Raw genomic sequence first — 20,757 nt, 5'->3', positions numbered from 1 at the left:
GCCACCCCTCAGCCCGCCCCGGCGCCGGCCGCCGGCCCTGCCCCCAGCCGGACCAGTTCGGTCGCCGCATCGGGCACGCCCTGCGCGGCGGCGCGTTCCAGCCACAACCGGGCTTCCGCCGGGTCGCTCATGCCGGCCAGTCCGCGCAGCAGATAGCGGCCCAGCATCAACTGACCCAGCGCGTTGCCGCGTTCTGCGGCCATGCGGAACCAGTGCTGGGCCTGCGCCCGGTCCGCCGGCACATCGTGGCCGCCACCCAGCAGCGCCCCCAGCGAGAACATGGCATCGACCTGCCCCTGTTCGGCCGCCGTCCGATAGAGCGCCGCCGCCGCCGCATGGTCGCGCGGCCCACCACGGCCGGTCAGCATCAATTGCGCCAGCGCCACCTGGGCATCGGCCATGCCGGCTTCGGCCGCGCGCGCGATCCAGCCCCGCCCCGCCGCGAGATCGGGCGCGCAGCCGCGCCCTTCCAGCAGCATGCGGCCATACCAGTATTGTGCATTCACCACCCCGTCGGCGGCACGCAGCATCCAGGCCGCCGCCGCCTGTTCATCTCGCGCCATCCCCAACCCGTGGGTTAGGCAGATGCTGAAATTGAAGGCCGCGACCGGGTCTCCGGCCTCGGCCGCATGGGCGAAATACCGCCCGAGGTCGCGCCGGTCCTCCTCCGACACATCCTGGTCCAGCAGCAGATTGCCCAGATCGGCGCCCGCCCGCCCGTCACCCAGGGCCGCCGCCTGACGAAAGCAGCGCGCGGCCTCGGTCACGTCACGGGACTGGCCGGCCCCCGTCAGGGCCAGCATGCCCAGCGCCCGCCAGGCCGCCCCGTGGCCCTCCGAGGCGGCGCGCCGATACCACAGCGCGGCCTCGATATAATTCGGCGGCAGGTCGCCGCCGCAGGCGTACAGATCACCCAGCAGCGATGCCGCCTCGCGATCGCCGGCCAGGGCGGCGCGACGCAGCCAGCTTTCCGCCCGCGCCGCATCGCGCGTGCAGCCCCGCCCCTCCAGCAGGGCCAGACCGAACCGCGCCTGGGCCGCGCGCACCCCGGCCTCGGCCGCGCGGCCATACAGCGCGGTGGCCGCCGCGATATCCCGCGCCACGCCCTGCCCCCGTTCGGTGAGCGCCCCCAGCATGAACTGCGCCGACCCCAGCCCGGCCTCGGCCGCCACGCGCAGGGCTTCCGCCGCCCGCGCATGCCCGGCCTCGTCGCGCGCCGCGCGCATCCACACCAGCCCGAGCCCCAGATAACCCTGCGGGCAACCGGCGGCGGCCGCGCGGGAAAACCAGCCCTCCGCCGCCACCACATCGCGCATGTCGGCCGGCCCGTCGGCGAGAATATAGCCGTACAACGCCTGCGCATCGGGCGATCCGGCCTCCGCCGCCAGCAAGGCCCAGCGGGCGGCGGAGGCCGGATCGGGCACCCGATCGGCCGGCGTCTCGGCCACCAGACGCACGCCCTCGTCCGCCGCGCCTTCGCGCGGCAGGCCGAACAGATACAGCGTGCCCAGCACCATCCGGGCCTCGACCCATCCGGCCTCGGCCGCGCGCCGCATCCAGCGCGCGCCCTCCACCAGGCTGGGCGGCACGCCGGTGCCATCCAGATAAGCCCGGCCTACCCGAAACTGCGCCTCCGGCACCCCGGCCTCGGCCACGCTGCCCAACAGCGCCACCCCGGCCACCACATCCCCGTCCTCGATCAGCCGCAAGGCATGCGCCAGGCGCGCCCGCGGCGAAAACCGCGCGCCCAAAGCGGAAAGAACCCGCCTCATTTGGCGCACCGGATCGGGCGCATGGCCTGACAAGGGCTTTGCCCTTGACCCACCAAAGGGCAGTCGCCCTTTGGAAACCCGGTCAGGGGGCGGGTGGGATTGCCGGCCATCCGCGTTTGCGGGCCGAAATTATGGTTCGCGCATGCCATCGGTTAGCGCCGGCACCAGGTGATTCATCAGATACTGCATGATGGTGCGACGGCCGACATGGATATCGGCTTCGACCGGCATGCCGGGCTGGGGGTGGAAGAATGGCGGCACGCCATGCAGCGTGTAACGATCGACCCGCACCCGCGCACGGTAGAAGGCATCCATCCCGCCGACATCGGCCGACTGCGCGGGGGCCGGCGAACCTGGGGCGCCCCGCCCGCTTTCTCCGGCGGAGAAGGAATCCGCGCTGATCACGCGCACCGTGCCTTCGGCCCCGCCATACTGGGTGTAGGGAAAGGTCGCGAATTTCAGCAGCACATGATCCCCCGGCCGGATGAAGCCGACATCGGACCCCCGGATCGCCGCTTCGACCTCCAGCCCGCTATCGACCGGCACCAGCGTCATCAACTGCGTGCCCGACTGCATGACCGAGCCCACGGACAGGGCGGCGATGCTCAGCACCACCGCGTCGCGGTCGGCGCGCATCACCATCATGCTGTGCCGCAGCCCCGCCTTGCGGGCTTCGTCGCGCGCATCGGCCAGATGGTGCTGGGCGGTCGCGAGATCCTCGTAGATCGTGGCTTTCCAGTTCTGCACGAAGCCATCGCGTTCGGCCGTCACGGCCTCCAGCTTCGCGCGGGCGCCGTCGGCGGCCTGATGGGCGGCGATCTGGGCGCGCTCGACCTCCATCAGGTCGTTCTGCGCCGAAAGCGTGGAAAGGCGGCTGCCCACCTGGTCCCGTTGCAGGCGCAGGCGCATGGCAAGCACGCTGTCCGCCACGCGGGCGCGGGCACCATACATCGCGGCATCGGCCAGGTTGCCCTGCATGTCGCTGCGCGCGCCGGCGATCTGCTTGTCGTAGTTCTGGATGCGGGCGGTCAGTTCGGCCCGGCGCCGCGCGAAAGCGGCGGCCTCCTGCATCGCGGCCGGGTCATTGGGATCGGGTGCATAATCGCGGCCCTCGGCCTCGGCCGTCAGGCGCGCGACCTGGGCGGCATAGGCGCCGGCCTGCTGGCCCATATCCTCGACATCCGCGCCGGTCAGGGTCGGGTCCAGCCGGGCAAGGATCTGCCCCTTGTGGACGAAATCGCCCTCATGCACGTCGATGGTGCGGATGATCGCGGTTTCCAGCGGCTGGATCACCAGCGTCGCCTCGGTGGAAACCATTCGCCCCTGCGCCGCCACCACCTGATCGAGCGGGAAGACCGACATCACGATCACCCCCATGATCGCCAGCGCCGAGACGATCCATGCCAGATAGAGCGCCGAGGCGGTGGGCGGCAGGTCGATCAGCGCCAGGCTGGGCGAATGAAATTCCAGCAGCGCGCGCGGCATGTCGCGATCCACGGTCTCGGGCAGCACATAGGCTTCGACCGCATCGGTTTCCGGCGGCACCAGCGGGGGCATCGTCATGGTATGTCTCCCTCGGCCAGCATCGCCGCCGGATGGGCATGCCCCCGTCCGCCTGCCTCATGCCGGTTCTGCTGCTGCCACAGCGAACGATAGATCGCGCAGCGTTCCAGCAGGACGGCATGCGGGGCGATATCGACCACCAGCCCCTGGTCCATGACGCAGATCTGGTCGCAATCGACCAGCGAGGACAGGCGGTGCGAGACGATGACCATGGTCCGCCCGCGCGCGATGCGTTGCAGGTTGGCGTTGACCACGGCCTCGCTCTCCGGGTCCAGCGCCGAGGTCGCCTCGTCCAGGATCAGCAGTTTCGGGTCGCAGATCAGCGCGCGGGCAATGGCCAGCCGCTGCCGCTGGCCGCCGGAGATGTTGGTCGAGCCTTCCTCGATCCAGGTTTCGTACCCGGCCGGCATGCGCTCGATGAACTCCTCCGCCCCCGCCAGCCGGGCGGCGCGGATCACGTCATCCAGCGTCAGGCCCGGCCGCCCGGCGGTGATGTTGTCGCGCACCGTGCCCCGGAACAGGAAATTGTCCTGCAACACCACGCCCAGCGACCGGCGCAGATGCGTCAGGTTGATCTCGCGCAGGTCCACCCCGTCCAGCCGCAGATAACCGGTATAGGAGCGACTGACGCCCTGAAGCAGCCGGGTGACGGTCGATTTGCCCGAACCGCTGCGCCCCACGAGCCCCAGCGTGCTGCCGGCCGGGACATCGAAATTCACCCCCGACAGCGCCCGCGTGGTCGCGCCGGGGTAGGTGAAATACACCTCGCGGAACGACAGGGCGCCATGAATCACCGGGCGCAACCCGGTCGTGAGCGCCTGACGTTCGGTCGGCTGGTTCAGCACATGCCCGGCCTCGGCCAGCGCGGTGCGCACCTCGCTGAGGTCGTCCAGCAGACGGGCCAGCCCGACCAGCGGCGACGCGACGCGCCCGCCCAGCATCATGAACGCCATCAGCGCCCCCGCGCCCATATCGCCGTGATGCGTCAGGATCAGCCACGCGCCGACCAGTATGATCCCGCGATTGATGAAGATGTCGAACGGCTGGGCCACGGTCGCGGCCATGTTGCCCATGCGCCCCGCGGCCAGCCCCCACAGGGCGGATTCGGCCGAGCGGTCGTCCCAGAGCTGGCGCCTTGTCTGTTCCAGCGCCAGCGTCTTGACCGTGCGGATGCCCGCTACCGTCTCGTACAGCACGGCGCCACGGGCCATGTCGGCAGCCACCTTGCGGCCGACCAGATGCCCGACCGGCCGCATGAAGCCGAACACCACCAGGCCGATGCAGCAGGCGGCGGCGATGGTCATCCAGGCCAGCGACATGCTGAAATAGAACAGGAACGGCAGCACGACGACCAGCGTGAACAGGTCCAGCACCGTGTTCATCAGCTTGCCGGTCATGAAATCGCGCACCTTGTAGATGGCGGATACGCGGCCGATCACCTGCCCCGCCTGCTCGCGCTCGAAGAATTCCAGCGGCAGGGACAGCAGGCGATCGAACACCAGCAGCGAGATCCTCGTATCCAGCCGCGTCGTCACCACCAGCGCCAGCTCGCGCCGCGCATAGGACAGCAGGACCTCGTAGAAGCTCATCATGCCCAGGATCGCGGCGATCGAGATCAGGGTCGAGAACGAGTGGTAGCTCACCACCTTGTCGACCACCTGCATGACGATCAGCGGCGGGAAGATCGCCAGCACGCTCAGCACCATCGACGACAGCAGGATATCGCGCAGCAGCCCCTTCTCGCGCAGCACCATGCGGCCCAGCCACGCGGCGTTGATCGGCGCATCGGCCTCGCTCTGGTCGCGGCGGCGCTTGACCAGCAGCACGTCCCCCGTCCAGACCTGCGCCAGGCGCAGTTCATCCAGCGGCACGGGGGGCGTGCCCTCGTCACCCAACGGGTCGCGCAGCCACACCACGCCCCGGTCCGGGTCTCCCGCCACCATCAGCCCCGCCGAGCCATCGCGAAACATCAGGACGATCGGCGGCACGTTGCGCAGCCGCACCAGGTCGCGCCAGCGCAGGCGCATGCCCCGCGCCACCGCGCCGCACTCGTTCAGCCAGCGCGCCAGCGCCGCCGGCGAGGGCGCGGCCTCGCCGGGCTCGGCGACGAAATCGCGTACATCCACCGACAGGCCATGGAAGCGCGCCGCCGCGACCGCCGCATAAAGGCGGATCATCGTCGGCGTCGGCCGCGCCCCTGTCCCTTGATCTGCCCCCTGACCTGGTTGCGCCACGGATCGTCCTTCGCTGGTGCCGGTCAGGCGACCCTAAAGCGGGAAGACGAATGGACGGTTAATGCGCGGGCGTGTTCGTCATCGAAAGCCAGACAGGGCGATAGCGTGCCGCCACCACGCGGTTAGCCTCCAGCGCCTGCCGCGTGCCTTCGCGCAACGCGGCGGGCACCACCACGATGACCCGCGCGAACCACGGGCGCTGGCCGGTGACGCGGGCACGGAACAGATCGGCCAGCATGGCGGCAATCGCACCGTCCGGCGTACAGCAAACGCATCCTCCGCCATGCGCAAAGGGCGAGGACGCCGGCAGCACAAGCTGATCCAGCCATTGCCCCTCACCGCCATCGGTGCCCGCCATGCGCAGCACCAGCGTCTTGCCGTCGCCCGACAGGCGGGCGAAGGCGGTCTCGTCCATCAGGTCCAATGCGATCCGCCCGTCGTCGCCTTGCATGATGGTCCTCCGCCCCCGCTCTCCGCCTTGATAGACGAAAGCAGGCGGAGGCGGCAGATATCCTGCGATCAGGAAAAGCGGTTCGCGAAAATGATCTCCTTCTCAGGCATGATTCCACCCGGCGGATACGGCGCGGCCGCCGCCTTGCCGATGGCGACGAACATCACGATCTCATGGTCGGACGGCAGCCGGATCAGTTCCCCCACCGCCGCGAAATCGAAGCCGTCCATCGGGCAGGTCGCATAGCCCATGCTTTCCGCCAGCAGCATGATCGCGCCGGCGGCCATGCCGCAGGAGCGCATGCCCTCATCCCGCTGCACCTGCTCGCGCCCGCGATAATACTGGTCGATCGCCCCGACCATGAAATCGCGCACCGACTGGTCGGCATTTGCCCAATAGCGTTCCGGCGCCTTCTCCCACGCCCGGATATCGGCGCACAGCACCAGCAGGGCGGAGGCATCCGTTACCTGCGGCTGGTCCCACGCCACCGCACGGATCTGCCGGCGAAGATCCGGATCGGTCACGACCAAAAAGCGCCAGTTCTGGATATTGAACGCGGTGGGCATGCGCCGCGCGAGGCCGAGGATGGTGTCCAGGTCGGCATCCGGCATGCGGTGGGCGGCATCGAACACCTTGGTCGCACGGCGTTTGCGGATGGAGGCGGCAACATCAAGATCCATCGCGGGATCATCCTTTCGTACAGGCCCGCTCTCGGCGGCGGCAGGTTCGGGAAACACGAGGCTCACCGCGTCATGGCCTTGAAGTTGCGCGTCTGCGCGACCAGCGCGGTTTCGGTGGGCAGGCGCTCCATGCTCGATGCGCCATAGAAGCCGTGGCAGTCCGGGCAGGCATCCAGCACCGTCTGCGCATCGGCCGGCATCGCGATCGGCCCGCCGTGGCATAGGAGAATGACATCGTCGCGCACGCTCTTCGCGGCATCGGAGATCTGGTTGATCAGCGCGATCGAATCCTCCAGCGTGAAAGCCGTCTCGGCGCCGATGCTGCCGCCGGTCGTCAGCCCCATATGCGCGACGAGGATATCGGCACCCGCGCGGGCCATGTCCTTCGCCTGCGCCACGTCGAAGACATAAGGCGTCGTCAGCATGTCCTTGCGGCGCGCGCGCGCCACCACATCGACCTCCAGGCTGTAGCTCATGCCCGTTTCTTCGAGGTTCTTGCGGAAATTGCCGTCGATCAGCCCCACTGTCGGGAAATTCTGGATGCCGGAGAAGCCGACACGGCGCAAATCGTCGAGAAACACGTCGAAATCCACGAACGGGTCGGTGCCGTTCACCCCCGCCAGCACCGGCGTGTCCGGCACCACGGGCAGCACCTCGCGCGCCATGTCCATGACGATCTGGTTGGCATTGCCATAGGCCAGGATACCGGCCAGCGATCCGCGTCCGGCCATGCGATAGCGGCCGGAATTATAGATCACGATCAGGTCGATCCCGCCTGCGGCCTCGCATTTCGCCGAGAGGCCCGTGCCCGCGCCCCCGCCGACGATGGGCTTGCGCTCCGCGATCAGCCCGCGCAGGCGGCCGAGGATGGCGTCACGTTCAATTCTGGGCATGGGGCTGTGTCTCCTTGAAAAGGGTTTTGAAGTCCGTCGCCATCGCGCGGGCGAAGGCGGGGTCGTTCAGGGCGCAGGGCAGGCTGACGACGCGCCGCCGCGCCGTCTGCCGGAGCGTCGCCAGCAGCGCGTCCCGAAACGCCGCATCCGCCTCCGGGTCGTAAAAGGGCTGTCCGGGCCGGTCGAGTTCCGAAAACCCGTTTTCGGGATAATAGAACCGCACCGGCCCGTCGCATCGGTTCAGCCGCTCGCCGATCAGCCGCCCCATCTCGCGGCATTCGTCCGCCGTCGTGCGCATCAGCGTGATGAAGGGATTATGCCGCACGAAGACCCGATCGCGATAATGGTCCGGCACGCTCTCCATGGTTCCGAAATTGACCATGTCGAGCCCACCGCAGCTTCCCACATACGGCACGCCCGTCCGCGCGATCGCCTCCAGCCGCTCTGCCCGGCAGGCGAAGATCCCGCCCGCCACGAAATCGCAGAACTCGGTGGTGGTGATATCCAACACCCCCCGGATCACGCCCTGATCGACCAGCCGCTCCATCGACCGGCCGCCTGTGCCGGTCGCGTGGAAGACGAGGCTTTCGAACGACTCCCCCAGAACCCGTACGGCTTCGGTGACACAGGGCGTCGTCACGCCGAACATGGTGATGCCGACAGCGGGATGCCGGTCGGCATCCGGCGATGGACGATGCCGCGTCATGCCCGCCATGGCGTTGGCGGCATTGGTCAGGATGCTCCGCGAAATGCGGTTGAGCCCCATGAGATCGACCACCGAATAGACCATGGACAGATCGACATCGCCGACATAGGGCGCCACGTTGCCCGAGGCGACGGTCGAAACCAGGATCTTCGGCAACCCGATGGGCAGCGCCTGCATGGCGGGCGCCACGACGGCGGCCCCGCCGGACCCGCCGATCGCCACCACCCCGGCCAGATCGTCACGGGCCGGCAGAAAACGTCGCAGGGCCTCGGACATGGCCGCGATGGCCCGGCCGCGCTCGCCGCAGAACACCGCCGCCGCGCCCTCGGGATGGCAATCGGCCACCACCCGCGCGGCGATATCGACGCAGTCCGGCGACATGCCACCGGTGCTGACATCTACGATCCGGCCGCTGACGCCCCGATCGGCCAGGACGCCGCGCAGGAACAGCAATTCGTCAGACTTCGTGTCCGCCGTGCCCAGGATATAGACGTGCGATGCCATGAGGTGCCTGCCCCCCGTCATCAGGACAGGCTGTCGACATCGCCCAGCAGGGTCACGTGCAGAGACCCGGCCAGCCCGTTCTCGAACAGCGCCTTCAGCGCCAGGAAATGCGGCAGTTTCTCATGTTCATGGATCGCCGCCACGCTCCGCCACTGCTCGATGAAGACGAAATGCGACGGATCGTCGAGATCCTGCCGGCAGGTATAGGCCAGGTTCGTCGCCTCCTGCCGCGACGCCTTCACGCAGGCGGCGATCACCGGCAGCGCCGCGTCCAGATGGCCGGGATTGATGTGAAACGCCGCAACCACCGTCACGACGCCCCGCTGTTCCTCGTGCATGACCTGCCTCCGTCACGGATGAACGTGGCAGGACCCTACAGGGCAACACACTTTCAGGATATCGCCATAGTGTCACGAGACACTTTTCCCACTTTATCGGCGCAGGCCTGCCTGACCCGCGCCAGAGCTTCCGGCAGGGCGCGGAACGTCACGTTGCCGAACGCCAGGCGCACCCCGGTGCCCTTCACGCCCTCGCCCCCGAGAAAGGCGTCGGACGGCGGCAGCGCCACGCCCAGGGCCTGAGCCTGCGCCACCACGCGCGCCGCCTGCCCGGCCGGCAGGGGCAACCACGCGTGGAAGGCATGGCTGGCGGGCTTTACGACCCAAGTGCCCAGCACGGACAGCACGAGATCCTGACGGCGCACGGCTTCGGCATGCAGGGCGGCGCGCACGCTCTCCGCCGTTCCGTCCTGCATCCATTGCGCCATCATCGCGTAGGAGAGCGGGGCGATCATGAGGGAAGATGCCAGCAGCGCCGGCAGACATGCCTCCGCATAGCGGTCAGGCGGGATCAGCGCGCCGATGCGCAGGCCGGGGCTGAGGATCTTCGACAGGCTGCTGACATGGAACGTGCGTTCCGGCGCCAGCGTCATCAGCGCGGGCCGCGCGGGATCGTCCCGATGGACATACACGGCATCCTCGACGATCAGCGCATCGAACTTCCGGCACAGCGCCACGATGTCGCGGCGTCGGCGCAGATCCATCGTCGCCGTGGTCGGGTTGTGCATCTCCGGCGTCAGATAGACGATCGCGCGTTCGCCGCGCCTGCCCGCCAGAATGGCTTCCAGCGCGGCGGGCCGCATGCCGTGCCCGTCCATGGCGGCGGGGCGGATCGCCAGCCCGGCCTGACGCATCGCGCCCAGCATGCCGGGGTAGGTCTGCGCCTCGGCCACGGCATAGGATACATGCTGCCGGGCGACATGGACCGCCACGTTCAGCGCCTGCTGCGCGCCGCCGGTCAGCAGCAGCCGGTCCGGTGTCACCGCGACCCCCATTCCCGCCAGCCAGTGGGCCATGATCCGCCGATGCTCCAGATGCCCGGCCACGGGGGGATAGATGTTGAACAGGCCCGGATCGACATGCTTCGCCAGCCGGTTGAGCGTGCGGGCCAGGGCGCGGTCGCTGAACATGGGCGGCGGCATGTTCGTCGCCAGGTCCAGCATGGGCCTCGCCGCATCATGCCGCACGGCGACGAAGGTGCCGCGCCCATGTACGCTGCGCACCAGCCCCCGCCGCTCCAGGATGGCATAGGCCCGCGTCACCGACCCCACGCCGATCCCAAGTTGCCAGGCCAAAGGCCGATGGGCGGGCAGCCGCTCGTCCTCCCGCAGCACGCCGGACAGGATGTCGCCGCCCAGCGCCTCGGCCAGGCGCTCGGCCGGGGACGCCATGCCGTCTGCCAGATGAGAGGCCCAGGATGACTGACGACGCACCGCGATGGCTCCTTCAAGGGGATGACAGGCCGCTATCGTCTCGGCCGGCGTGACCCGGACGGTAGAAAAGCCCACCTCCGTCCGCAAGGCGACACGGCCTTCGCGGCCCGCCCCGCCAGCCGGGGAAGGCGGTTACAGAGCTTTCTGGAGCACCGGCGCGTCCGAGGGGCAGGCGACCGGGGGCGCCCCCAGAAACTGCCTGATCGCATCCGCCGCCCGGCGCGAAGACGGGACGCCGGACATGCAGAACGTCTCCCTGAACGCTGTGGACTGAAGGCCGGCGAACCCGCCGTTACCGGCCACGGCACGCGCCAGCGCGCCCGGCAGGCCGGACACGTCGTCGATCACCTCGCCCAGCGACCAATGCGCGTAATCCGGATTGGCCTTCCATGCCGCATCGTGCGAATTGATGAAAATACAAGGCCGGGGCTTGTAGATCCACTCATAAACCTGGCTGCTGACATCCCCGAGATAGATATCGGCGGCGCGCGTATAGGTCATGTCCGTCGACAGGGTGCTCCCGATGTCGACATGGATATGCGGCGCGTCCAGGACGTGACGCGGAATCGCCTTGCGCAGCCGCATGCGCCGATGTTCGAGCGACGCATGCAGCCGCCGTTTGAACAGCATGACATGCGGCGCGAAAATCAGATTGAACCCGTCCTGCGCGGCAAAGTAATCGAGCACCTTCTCGCCCATCGCCCCCCACGACGACAGGAGCGGATCGAAATGGGGATTGTACAGGACGGTCGGCCGATCGTTATCGAAGATGCGCGGTGCATGCGCGAAATCCACGGTATCGAACTTCGGATAACCGACGACCGCATGGTTCTCCGGCGAGATCAAGGCGCTGCGCAGCATCCTGTCGCGCACCTTGTTGCCCGACAGCAGGACGAAATCGAACAGGCGGGTCACTTCATGGAACCCCACCGAGCGGTCTCCCGCCCCATGCGGCAGGTAGATCAGCTTCAGATCGCCCAGTCCCGGCTGGCGCTTCAGCCGCGTGGAGGTCGTTTCCGGCACCACCAGCGCGTCAATTTCCCGAAAAACAGAAGAATTTCCTCGCAGGATTGCCAGACGCCGGAACGGAATCACCCCCAGCGTCGCAATATTCATGATCTCCGCCGCGCGGGAGGTCGCGAGCCGGACGAAACGCACCGGCAGGCCGGCCGGAATGAAATCCCGCGCCCTGCTTTCCTGTGCGGGGCAGGACGTGAAAACCGACACATCGGCACCCGACGCCACCAGTTCCGCGATGATCGGCGCCGTATGGGGGATCTGGTGCAAGGCATCGTGATTGAAGAGAAAACCGATTTTCATGTCCGCAGAATGTCCCGAATAATCGTCGCGGCGCGTCGCGCGGCACCCGGAGAGCGATCCCCCAGAGACCGGCCCGCCATGTCCTCCTGACGCGCGCGATAAAGCACATGCCGCGCCTCGGCGGCCCTGATCGCGGGCAGAAGATCGTCCGGCGTCTCCACGACGTCGCCCAGGTGCCAGTGCTGGAAGTTCGGATCGTCCCGCCAGGCAATATCATGCGCGTTCAGAAAGACGCACGGTCCTGGCGTATTCAGAAATTCGTAGACCTGGCTGCTGACATCGCCAACATAGATATCCGCCGCCATCGTGTAGGTCATATCGACACATTTGCTGGACCCGGTATCGACCAGGGTCGTCGCATTGCCCAGCCCGTTCCACCGATCGCGCACCTTCTGGCTGCGGCGGCGGAACATCTTCGTATGCGGCGCGACGATCAGGTTGAATTCCGACTGATCGGCGAACTGCCGCAGCATCGGCTTGACGAACCGCCGCCAGGACGACAGGCCGCGCGCCTTGTGGGCATTATAGAGAACGGTAGGCCGGGCCACCGGGAAAAGAGGGCCATCGCCATGCGGCAATATGGCGCATGTCTCCAGCTTGACCGAACCGATCACCGCATGATTGTCGGGTTTGATCAGACTGGACGCGAGCATTCTCCGCGCCGATTTCTGTCCCGGCAACAGAACATAATCAAACGACCGCACCTCCTCGGTAAAACCGCGCGCCCGATCTCCACAGCCATGCGGGATATAAATAAGCTTCGGCCGGGTGATCCCGAGCCGCCGCGCGGAGGCGACGGTGTCCTCCACCGTTACAATTGCATCATATCGGTCAAGCATCAATGCGTTGTCGCGCAGGACCATGTCCTTGAACATGCCGAGCCGGCGGATTGACTGCATCGCGACCGTCGGCATAGACCGGCGCAGGCGATGACAGGGGATTTCGGCGCCCCCCAAGGCCTGGCGAACACGTTCGAGGTGATAGGGCGTTTCGGGGTCGTTATGGAAATTCGTCACCTTCACGCCGTCATATTGCGCCAGTTCGAGAGCAATCGCCGCGGCGTGATAGCATTGATAGGATTCGGCAATGTACAGGAAGGCGACCTCGATCATATCCCGACGCATAAGCCATGGATTTATAAAGAACAAGAGCTTCTGACATTGGTGGAAAACAAGCAGGGTTCGCTCAAACGCGCACTGATGAACGTCTCCTGGCTCCTGGCCGGCAAGGGCGTCGGCGCAGTACTCAGCCTTATTTATTTGGGACTGGCCGTACGGGTGCTCAAAAGCGAGGGCTTCGGTGAATTCACCCTCATTTTCGGCACCGCGCAGTCCGTCGCCGCGATCGTCAGCTTCCAGACCTGGCAGATCGTCATCCGCTACGGCGCGCGCCACCTGCTGGCCGGCAACGAAGGCGCGCTGGCACGCCTGATCGGCTTCTGCCTGGGGCTCGACATCGCCGGTGCCGTGGCTGGATGCCTGATCGCCTGGGGCGGCGTCACGCTCCTGCAACCGCTGCTCGGCTGGTCGGACGGCCTGTCCCACGCCGCGCTGGCCTTCTGCTCCGTGCTGCTGCTGTCCATTCGCTCCACGGCGGTCGGCGTGCTGCGCGTGCGCGACCGCTACCGCATCGGCGCGATGGCCGACGCGGCGACACCGATCATGCGTTTCATCGGTGCGGTCGCGGCCGTATTGTGGGCTCCCACGGTCATGGGCTTTCTCCTCGCCTGGGCCGTCGCCGACATCTTCACGGCCGTCATCTACTGGGTCTGCGCGCAGCGGGTCATGCCGGGTTTTACGCGCGCGATGAACCTGCGCACCATCTGGTCCGCCCCCGACGAAAACCCCGGCATCTGGCGCTTTGCCTGGCTGACCAACCTGAATTCGATCGTCGGCACCGGCTGCAACAACATGCTCGTGCTGGTGGTGGGCGTCGCCACCGGAGCCGCCGATGCCGGCCATTATCGCCTGGCCTATCAGCTCAGCCAGGCGCTGGTGCGGGTGTCCGAAATGTTCGCCCGCGCCGTCCTGCCGGAATTCGCGCGTTCGCACGCGACAGAGGACCGGGCCAGCATCCGCCGGCTGCTGGGGCGCTCCACCCGGCTGGCAATCGGCAGCACGGCCATCATCCTCGTCATGCTTTTCGCCCTGGGGCAGCCGGTGCTGCACCTCATGGCGGGCAGGGAATCCGTGGGGGTTTTCCCGCTCCTGCTGGTGCTGGGCATCGCCGCCGCGCTGGATCTGATCGGCGTCAATTTCGAACCGGCCCTGCTCGCGATCGGCCATGCCGGACGCGCGTTGCGGGTTCGCCTCATACGCACGCTCGTGCTGTTCGCCGGGCTCGGCGCCTTCATGCCGCATTTCGGCACCATGGGCGTCGCGGTGGCCATGGTCATGTCCTCGCTGCTCGGCCTCATGCTGCTGGCGGCGGCGGCATGGCGGGCCGTCCGGCCATAACAGGCTGGACACGCGGCCGCGCTGGGGCATAACACCTGCTTCCCCTTCCGCCCGGATCGCAGGATCACGATGACCGCTCGCCCCCACCTTCTCGACGCCCTCCGTGACCAGGTCCTGCTCTGCGACGGCGGCATGGGCTCGCGCGTGCAGGTGCTCGACCTCGATGTCGAGCGCGATTACTGGGGGCAGGAGAACTGCACCGAGATCCTGAACCTATCCCGCCCCGAACTGGTGCGCGAAATCCATCGCGGCTATTTCGAAGCCGGCGCGGACATGGTCGAGACCAATTCCTTCGGCGGCTCGCCCATCACGCTGGGCGAATTCGGCCTGACCGACCGGGCGCGCGAGATCAACCGCACCGCCGCCCATCTGGCGCGCGAGGCCGCCGAGAGCTTCGCCGACGGCCGCCACCGCTATGTGATCGGCTCGATCGGTCCGGGCACCAAGCTGCCCTCGCTGGGCAATATAGATTACGACACGCTGGAATCCGGCATCGCCGAACAGTGCCGGGGCCTGATCGAAGGCGGCGTCGATGCGCTGCTGATCGAAACCTGCCAGGATACGCTCCAGATCAAGGCGGCGGTGAACGGCGCGAAGATCGCCCGCGCCGAACACGGCACCGACACGCCGATCTTCGTACAGGTGACGGTCGAAACCACCGGCACCCTGCTGGTCGGGCCGGACATCGCGGCGGCGGCCACCGCCATCCACGCGCTGGACGTGCCGCTGATGGGGCTGAACTGCGCCACCGGCCCGCAGGAAATGGCCGAGCATGTGCGCTGGCTGGCCACCAACTGGCCGGGCCTGGTCTCCATCCAGCCCAATGCCGGCCTGCCCGAACTGGTCAACGGCCAGACCCACTACCCGCTCTCGCCCGCCGACATGGCAAGCTGGGTGGAACGCTTCATCACCGAGGACGGGCTGAACCTGGTCGGCGGCTGCTGCGGCACCTCCACCCCGCATATCGCGGCGCTGGACGCCATGCTGCGCCGCCGGGCCGAGGGCACCGGCCGCCACCGCCCTGCCCCGATCGTCCGCCGCCCGGTCTGGATTCCCTCGGTCGCCAGCCTGTACACCCAGGTGCCGCTGCGGCAGGAAAACAGCTATTTCTCGATCGGCGAGCGGTGCAACGCCAACGGGTCCAAGAAATGGCGCACCCTTCAGGAAGAGGGCGACTGGGACGGCTGCGTGGCCGTGGGCCGCGAGCAGGTGGGCGAAGGCTCCAACGCGCTGGATATCTGCACCGCCTTCGTCGGTCGCGACGAGATGCGCGAGATGAACGAGGTGGTGACCCGCTTCACCGCCTCGGTCAACGCGCCGCTGGTGATCGATTCCACCGAAACCCCGGTCATCGAAGCGGCGCTCAAGCTCTATGGCGGCAAGGCGATCATCAACTCGATCAATTTCGAGGATGGCGAGGGCCACGCGCACGATCGCATGATCCTGGCCCGCAAGTTCGGCGCCGCCGTGGTGGCGCTGACGATCGACGAAGTCGGCATGGCCAAGACGGCCGAGGACAAGCTGCGCATCGCCACCCGGCTGGTGGAATTCGCCTGCGACCGCCACGGCCTGCCGCAGTCGGACCTGATGATCGACCCGCTGACCTTCACCATCGGCACCGGCGTCGAGGACGACCGCAAGCTGGGGCTGTGGACGCTGGAGGGCATCCGCCAGATCCATGAACGCTTCCCCGATATCCAGATCGTGCTGGGCCTGTCGAACATCTCGTTCGGCCTGAACCCGGCGGCGCGCGCGGTGCTGAACTCGGTGTTCCTCGACCACGCGGTGCGCGCGGGCATGAGTGCGGCGATCGTCCATGTCTCCAAGATCCGCCCGCTGCACCTGATCCCGGCGGAAGAGGTGAAAGTGGCCGAAGACCTGATCTTCGACCGCCGCGCCGAGGGCTACGACCCGCTGCAAAAGCTGCTGGAACTGTTCGCCGACCGCAAGGCCAGCGACGCGGTGAAGAAGGTGCGCGCCGAGACGGTGGAAGGCCGGCTGAAGGATCGCATCGTCGATGGCGACCGCAAGGGGCTGGAAGCCGATCTCGACGAGGCGATGCAGACCATCCCGCCGCTGGACATCATCAACACCATCCTGCTGGACGGCATGAAGGTGGTGGGCGAACTGTTCGGTGCCGGCAAGATGCAGCTCCCCTTCGTGCTGCAATCGGCCGAGACGATGAAGGCCGCCGTCGCGCATCTGGAGCCGCACATGGAGCGCGTCGAAGGCCAGGCGCGCGGCATCATCGTGCTGGCCACCGTCAAGGGCGACGTGCACGATATCGGCAAGAACCTGGTCGATATCATCCTGACCAACAACGGCTACCGGGTCATCAACCTGGGCATCAAGGTGCCGGTCGCCGACATGATCGCCGCCGCGCGCGAGCACAACGCCCACGCGGTGGGCATGTCGGGCCTGCTGGTCAAATCGACGGTGATCATGCGCGAGAACCTCGAAGAGATGGCCCGCCAGGGCGTGGACCTGCCCGTGCTGCTGGGCGGTGCCGCGCTGACCCGCAATTACGTCGAGGAAGACTGCGCCGCCGCCTACGGCACCGACGGCCGCGTGGCCTATGCCCGCGATGCGTTCGACGGCCTGTCGCTGATGGATCAGGTGGCGAAGGGCGAGTTCGACAATTACCTCGCCGCCGTCCGCTCCCGCCGCGCCGGCAAGGCCACCCGTTCGCGGCCCCGCGACATGGAGCAGCAGGAGCAGCGCGGCTTCGGCCCGGTCGATCTCGCCGCCGCCCGCGCCCGCCGCCACCGCCTGACGCAGGGCGAGCCGGCCCTTACCCCGCCCTTCTGGGGGGCCAGGGTGCTGGAAGCCGCGCCGGATGCCGTGCTGCCGTTCCTCAACGAGCGGTCGCTCTATCAATTCCAGTGGGGCTTCCGCAAACAGGGCCGCTCGCTGGACGATTTCATGGGCTGGGCGAAGCAGGAGCTGCGCCCCGTACTGCGCCGCATGCTGGCGCTGGCGGCCGAGCACGACATCCTGCGGCCCCAGGCGTCCTACGGCTACTGGAAGGCGGCGGGGCAGGGTAACGACCTGATCCTGTTCGCCGAGGACGGCACCACCGAGGTCGCCCGCTTCGCCCTGCCCCGCCAGCCGCGCGAGGACGGTGCCTGCATCGCCGATTTCGTGCGCGACGTGGATGACGAAGCCCGCGACGTGATCGGGTTGCAGGTCGTCACCGTGGGGCAGAAGGCGTCGGACATGGCCCGCGAATGGTTCGAAGCCAACCGCTACAAGGATTACCTCTACCTGCACGGGCTTTCGGTCGAAATGGCCGAGGCGATGGCCGAATACACCCACAAGCGCATCCGCGCCGAACTGGGCTTCGCCGCCGAGGACGACCGCGACATGGCGAAGCTGCTCCAGCAGGGCTATCGCGGATCGCGCTATTCCTTCGGCTACCCCGCCTGCCCCCGGCTGGAGGACCAGGAGCCGATCCTGAAGCTGCTGGATGCCGAACGCATCGGCGTGTCGCTGACCGACGGCTACCAGTTGCACCCCGAGCAATCGACCTCGGCGCTGGTCGTCCTCAATCCGCAGGCGAAATATTTTTCGATCTGACGCAGGACAGCCACTCGCCGCCCCCGCATGATGTTGACCGCATGATCCCGCCCCCGGCATCATCGCGGGATGGCACCTTCCCCCCTTCCACCGCCGGATGACGACACCGCCGCCGCGCCCGAGGCACGGCAGGCGGTCGAGGCCCTGTGGCAGGCGCTGTCGCACGATGCCGCCCAGGCGCCCCCGCCCACGGAGCGCGACATCCGCCGCATGACCCGCGCCTTCGGCGTCCATGGCGACCATTGCGTGGTGGGGCTGATCGCCGGCGACAGGAGCCAGCTCATCCGCGAGAGCGCCCATGTGCTGACCAGCCTGATGCGGATCTGGGCGGCGCGGAACCTCTCGGCCGGCGCCGTCTGGACCGAACTGGACCGCCGCACCCAGGTCGGCGAATTGCTGATGATGCTGAACAACACGCCGCGCCGCCGTGCCGGGCGGTCGGCCGGGCGCGCCCTGGGCCGGCCGTGGAAGATCCAGTCCACCAAGCTGCCCTGATGGCGGGGGTGCGATCTTTCCTTTGGCTTCAAAGGAAAACGGGTGGCATAAGCGCGCCTGGATCGCGCCTCATCGGGCCATGACGGCCCGCCGCAGCACAAGGACAGCCCTGCCCCTCATGTCTCGGGTCCCTTTTTCGCCAGCATCCGGCCCGGTGGCCGATCCCGGTCCATGAACGGGGCCTGGGTGGATCTGGCGGCGGCACTGGTCGTGCTGGCCTCGGCGCTGTTCGGGTGGGCGCGCGGCCTGGTCCGCGAAATCCTGGGTCTGGCGACCTGGGCCGGCGCGCTGGTCCTGGCCCTGCGCTGGATGGACCCGGTGCATCAGGCGCTCGCGCCCTGGATCGACAATCCGCTGGTTGCCACCGCCGCCGGCTTCGTCCTGCCCTTTATCGGGCTGCTGATCGTCTTCACGCTGGTGGCCCATCTTCTCGGCCAGCTCGTCCGCGATTCGGTTTTCGGGGGGCTGAACGGCATGCTGGGCCTGCTGTTCGGCGGCCTGCGTGGCTACGTTCTTCTGGCCGCGCTCTACATCGCGGTCGGCACGGAAGTGGCCCCGATGGACTGGCCCCAGCCGGTGCAGGACGCACGGGTAACCGCTTTCGTTGCACGGGGGGCCTTCTTTCTGAGCGGACTCCTGCCCATTTCCATGCAGTCACGCCTTGCGCAACCGATGCAGACGCGCCATGACGCCCCGATATGACCCCTGAACGGGACCTTCCCCCTTCGCCTCCCTGGGGCCTGCCCAGGGTCTTCGCCCGGTCGCAAGCCGAGGAAAGAGAGAACTGATCATGCCGATCCGCCCCACCGTCCCGCAGGCCGCCACCTCATGCAGCCCGGCCGCCGCGTGTCCGTCGGGCCACCGCGACGACGTGCCGCCGCAGTGGCACGACGACGACAAGCCGCATGAGGAATGCGGCGTCTTCGGCGTCTGGAACGTCAACGACGCCTCGGCGCTGACGGCGCTGGGGCTGCATGCGCTCCAGCATCGCGGGCAGGAAGCCACGGGCATCGTGTCGTATGACGGCGAGCGTTTCCACACCCACAAGGGGCTAGGGCTGGTCGGCGACGTGTTCGGCGACGCACGGGTCATGGCTACCCTGCCCGGCCACCGGGCGGTGGGCCACAACCGCTACGCCACCACCGGCGCCACGCTGATCCGCAACGTGCAGCCGCTGTTCGCCGATTTCGAGTTCGGCGGCCTGGCGGTGGCGCATAACGGCAACCTGACGAACGCCGAGACGCTGAAGCGCGCCCTGATCCGCCGTGGCTGCATCTTCCAGTCCACGACCGACAGCGAGGTGTTCATCCACCTGATCGCGATTTCGCTCTACGCCTCGGTGATCGACCGGCTGATCGACGCGCTGAAGCAGGTGCTGGGCGCCTATTCGCTGGTCGTGCTGTCACGCGAGGCGCTGATCGGCGTGCGCGACCCGTTGGGCGTGCGGCCGCTGATCCTGGGCCGCATCCCCGGCGAAACCGAGTCCGCCTCGCCCTCCTGGGTGCTGGCCAGCGAGACCTGCGCGCTGGACATCGTGGGCGCGGAATTCGTCCGCGATGTCGAGCCGGGCGAAGTCGTCATCATCGACAATGACGGCGTGCGCTCGGTCAAGCCCTTCGGCGAGCGGAAGGCCCGCTTCTGCGTGTTCGAATATATCTATTTCGCCCGCCCGGACTCGGTGCTGGACGGCGTGCCGGTCTACGAGGCGCGCAAGCGCATCGGCGTCGAACTGGCCCGCGAAAGCGGGGTGGACGCCGACGTGATCGTGCCGGTGCCGGATTCCGGCGTGCCTTCGGCCATGGGCTATGCGATGGCCAGCGGCATTCCCTTCGAACTCGGCATCATCCGCAACCATTATGTCGGCCGCACCTTCATCGAGCCGACCGACCAGATCCGCCATCTGGGCGTCAAGCTGAAACACTCGACCAACCGTCCGGTGCTGGACGGCAAGCGCGTGGTGCTGGTCGACGATTCGATCGTGCGCGGCACCACCTCGCGCAAGATCGTGGACATGGTCCGCGCGGCGGGCGCGCGCGAGGTGCATATGCGCATCTCCTCGCCGCCCACCACCCATTCCTGCTTCTACGGCATCGACACGCCCGAGCGCAGCAAGCTGCTGGCCGCCCGCCACGACCTGAAGGAAATGGCCGAACTGATCGGCGTGGACAGCCTGGCCTTCATCTCGTTCGACGGCCTGTACCGCGCCCTGGGCCATGAGGGACGCGACGCCGCCGCCGGCCGCTATTGCGATGCCTGCTTCACCGGCGACTACCCGATCGCCCTGGTCGATTACGAAGCCGCCGGCGGCGACCCGCATTCCGACGCCGCGTGATCCC

Annotated in this window: 16 protein-coding genes; 5 read left to right on the top strand and 11 right to left on the bottom strand. The window is 67.8% G+C overall.

Annotated features, from left to right (window positions below; genetic code table 11):
• Window positions 1–8: 8 nt before the first annotated feature.
• The 11 genes from HLH25_RS05575 to HLH25_RS05525 form a co-directional block, all read right to left on the bottom strand.
• On the bottom strand, window positions 9–1,772 hold the full coding sequence (locus HLH25_RS05575) for a tetratricopeptide repeat protein (protein ID WP_182973143.1): 1,764 nt from the start codon (window positions 1,770–1,772) through the stop codon (window positions 9–11).
• Between the two features lie 129 nt (window positions 1,773–1,901).
• Window positions 1,902–3,335: an HlyD family type I secretion periplasmic adaptor subunit gene (locus tag HLH25_RS05570; RefSeq protein ID WP_182973142.1), complete on the bottom strand. Its 1,434-nt coding sequence runs from the start codon at window positions 3,333–3,335 to the stop codon at window positions 1,902–1,904.
• Window positions 3,332–5,512, bottom strand: a complete 2,181-nt coding sequence (locus tag HLH25_RS05565; RefSeq protein ID WP_182973141.1) for a peptidase domain-containing ABC transporter — start codon at window positions 5,510–5,512, stop codon at window positions 3,332–3,334. Before HLH25_RS05565 ends, HLH25_RS05570 begins: the two co-directional genes overlap by 4 nt.
• A gap of 115 nt (window positions 5,513–5,627) precedes the next feature.
• Window positions 5,628–6,020: a hypothetical protein gene (locus HLH25_RS05560; RefSeq protein WP_182973140.1), complete on the bottom strand. Its 393-nt coding sequence runs from the start codon at window positions 6,018–6,020 to the stop codon at window positions 5,628–5,630.
• Window positions 6,021–6,088: 68 nt separating this feature from the next.
• The gene (locus HLH25_RS05555; RefSeq protein WP_182973139.1) at window positions 6,089–6,700 is read right to left on the bottom strand and encodes a nitroreductase family protein; all 612 of its coding nucleotides are present in this window, start codon (window positions 6,698–6,700) and stop codon (window positions 6,089–6,091) included.
• A gap of 62 nt (window positions 6,701–6,762) precedes the next feature.
• Window positions 6,763–7,593, bottom strand: coding sequence for a phosphoenolpyruvate hydrolase family protein (locus HLH25_RS05550; protein WP_182973138.1), 831 nt, complete (start codon window positions 7,591–7,593; stop codon window positions 6,763–6,765).
• A complete protein-coding gene (locus HLH25_RS05545) occupies window positions 7,580–8,803 on the bottom strand; it encodes a Tm-1-like ATP-binding domain-containing protein (protein ID WP_182973137.1) in 1,224 nt (407 codons plus the stop codon). Before HLH25_RS05545 ends, HLH25_RS05550 begins: the two co-directional genes overlap by 14 nt.
• Before the next feature lie 20 nt (window positions 8,804–8,823).
• Complete coding sequence (locus tag HLH25_RS05540) at window positions 8,824–9,141, bottom strand: putative quinol monooxygenase (protein ID WP_182973136.1); 318 nt, start codon at window positions 9,139–9,141, stop codon at window positions 8,824–8,826.
• Window positions 9,142–9,194: 53 nt separating this feature from the next.
• Window positions 9,195–10,574: an aminotransferase-like domain-containing protein gene (locus tag HLH25_RS05535; RefSeq protein WP_375288956.1), complete on the bottom strand. Its 1,380-nt coding sequence runs from the start codon at window positions 10,572–10,574 to the stop codon at window positions 9,195–9,197.
• A 132-nt stretch (window positions 10,575–10,706) separates the two neighbouring features.
• Window positions 10,707–11,894: a hypothetical protein gene (locus HLH25_RS05530; protein WP_182973135.1), complete on the bottom strand. Its 1,188-nt coding sequence runs from the start codon at window positions 11,892–11,894 to the stop codon at window positions 10,707–10,709.
• Window positions 11,891–13,006, bottom strand: coding sequence for a hypothetical protein (locus tag HLH25_RS05525; protein ID WP_182973271.1), 1,116 nt, complete (start codon window positions 13,004–13,006; stop codon window positions 11,891–11,893). Before HLH25_RS05525 ends, HLH25_RS05530 begins: the two co-directional genes overlap by 4 nt.
• 51 nt (window positions 13,007–13,057) lie before the next feature.
• On the opposite strand from HLH25_RS05525, the gene HLH25_RS05520 reads away from it, so the two are divergent.
• The 5 genes from HLH25_RS05520 to purF all read left to right on the top strand — a co-directional run bounded on the left by HLH25_RS05520 (window position 13,058) and on the right by purF (window position 20,753).
• Window positions 13,058–14,350, top strand: a complete 1,293-nt coding sequence (locus HLH25_RS05520) for a lipopolysaccharide biosynthesis protein (RefSeq protein WP_310889050.1) — start codon at window positions 13,058–13,060, stop codon at window positions 14,348–14,350.
• A 69-nt stretch (window positions 14,351–14,419) separates the two neighbouring features.
• The gene (gene metH / locus HLH25_RS05515) at window positions 14,420–17,926 is read left to right on the top strand and encodes a methionine synthase (RefSeq protein ID WP_182973134.1); all 3,507 of its coding nucleotides are present in this window, start codon (window positions 14,420–14,422) and stop codon (window positions 17,924–17,926) included.
• 69 nt (window positions 17,927–17,995) lie between these two features.
• A complete protein-coding gene (locus HLH25_RS05510) occupies window positions 17,996–18,421 on the top strand; it encodes a phosphoribosyl-ATP pyrophosphatase (protein WP_182973133.1) in 426 nt (141 codons plus the stop codon).
• A 171-nt stretch (window positions 18,422–18,592) separates the two neighbouring features.
• Complete coding sequence (locus tag HLH25_RS05505; protein WP_182973132.1) at window positions 18,593–19,123, top strand: CvpA family protein; 531 nt, start codon at window positions 18,593–18,595, stop codon at window positions 19,121–19,123.
• 88 nt (window positions 19,124–19,211) lie between these two features.
• A complete protein-coding gene (gene purF / locus HLH25_RS05500; RefSeq protein WP_220791698.1) occupies window positions 19,212–20,753 on the top strand; it encodes an amidophosphoribosyltransferase in 1,542 nt (513 codons plus the stop codon).
• The last annotated feature ends 4 nt before the right edge of the window (window positions 20,754–20,757 follow it).

The sequence above is a fragment of the Gluconacetobacter dulcium genome (assembly GCF_014174165.1).
Taxonomy (GTDB): domain Bacteria; phylum Pseudomonadota; class Alphaproteobacteria; order Acetobacterales; family Acetobacteraceae; genus Gluconacetobacter; species Gluconacetobacter dulcium.
The sequence above is the reverse complement of the archived record's forward strand: the minus strand, read 5'-3'. Positions and strand labels throughout refer to the sequence as shown.

Coding starts and splice junctions, on each gene's coding strand:
- purF (WP_220791698.1), top strand. CDS start 19,212: ATGCCGATCCGCCCCACCGTCCCGCAGGCCGCCACCTCATGCAGCCCG.
- HLH25_RS05540 (WP_182973136.1), bottom strand. CDS start 9,141: ATGCACGAGGAACAGCGGGGCGTCGTGACGGTGGTTGCGGCGTTTCAC.
- HLH25_RS05525 (WP_182973271.1), bottom strand. CDS start 13,006: ATGATCGAGGTCGCCTTCCTGTACATTGCCGAATCCTATCAATGCTAT.
- metH (WP_182973134.1), top strand. CDS start 14,420: ATGACCGCTCGCCCCCACCTTCTCGACGCCCTCCGTGACCAGGTCCTG.
- HLH25_RS05575 (WP_182973143.1), bottom strand. CDS start 1,772: ATGAGGCGGGTTCTTTCCGCTTTGGGCGCGCGGTTTTCGCCGCGGGCG.
- HLH25_RS05550 (WP_182973138.1), bottom strand. CDS start 7,593: ATGCCCAGAATTGAACGTGACGCCATCCTCGGCCGCCTGCGCGGGCTG.
- HLH25_RS05555 (WP_182973139.1), bottom strand. CDS start 6,700: ATGGATCTTGATGTTGCCGCCTCCATCCGCAAACGCCGTGCGACCAAG.
- HLH25_RS05505 (WP_182973132.1), top strand. CDS start 18,593: ATGAACGGGGCCTGGGTGGATCTGGCGGCGGCACTGGTCGTGCTGGCC.
- HLH25_RS05565 (WP_182973141.1), bottom strand. CDS start 5,512: ATGATCCGCCTTTATGCGGCGGTCGCGGCGGCGCGCTTCCATGGCCTG.
- HLH25_RS05545 (WP_182973137.1), bottom strand. CDS start 8,803: ATGGCATCGCACGTCTATATCCTGGGCACGGCGGACACGAAGTCTGAC.
- HLH25_RS05560 (WP_182973140.1), bottom strand. CDS start 6,020: ATGCAAGGCGACGACGGGCGGATCGCATTGGACCTGATGGACGAGACC.
- HLH25_RS05570 (WP_182973142.1), bottom strand. CDS start 3,335: ATGACGATGCCCCCGCTGGTGCCGCCGGAAACCGATGCGGTCGAAGCC.
- HLH25_RS05510 (WP_182973133.1), top strand. CDS start 17,996: ATGGCACCTTCCCCCCTTCCACCGCCGGATGACGACACCGCCGCCGCG.
- HLH25_RS05530 (WP_182973135.1), bottom strand. CDS start 11,894: ATGAAAATCGGTTTTCTCTTCAATCACGATGCCTTGCACCAGATCCCC.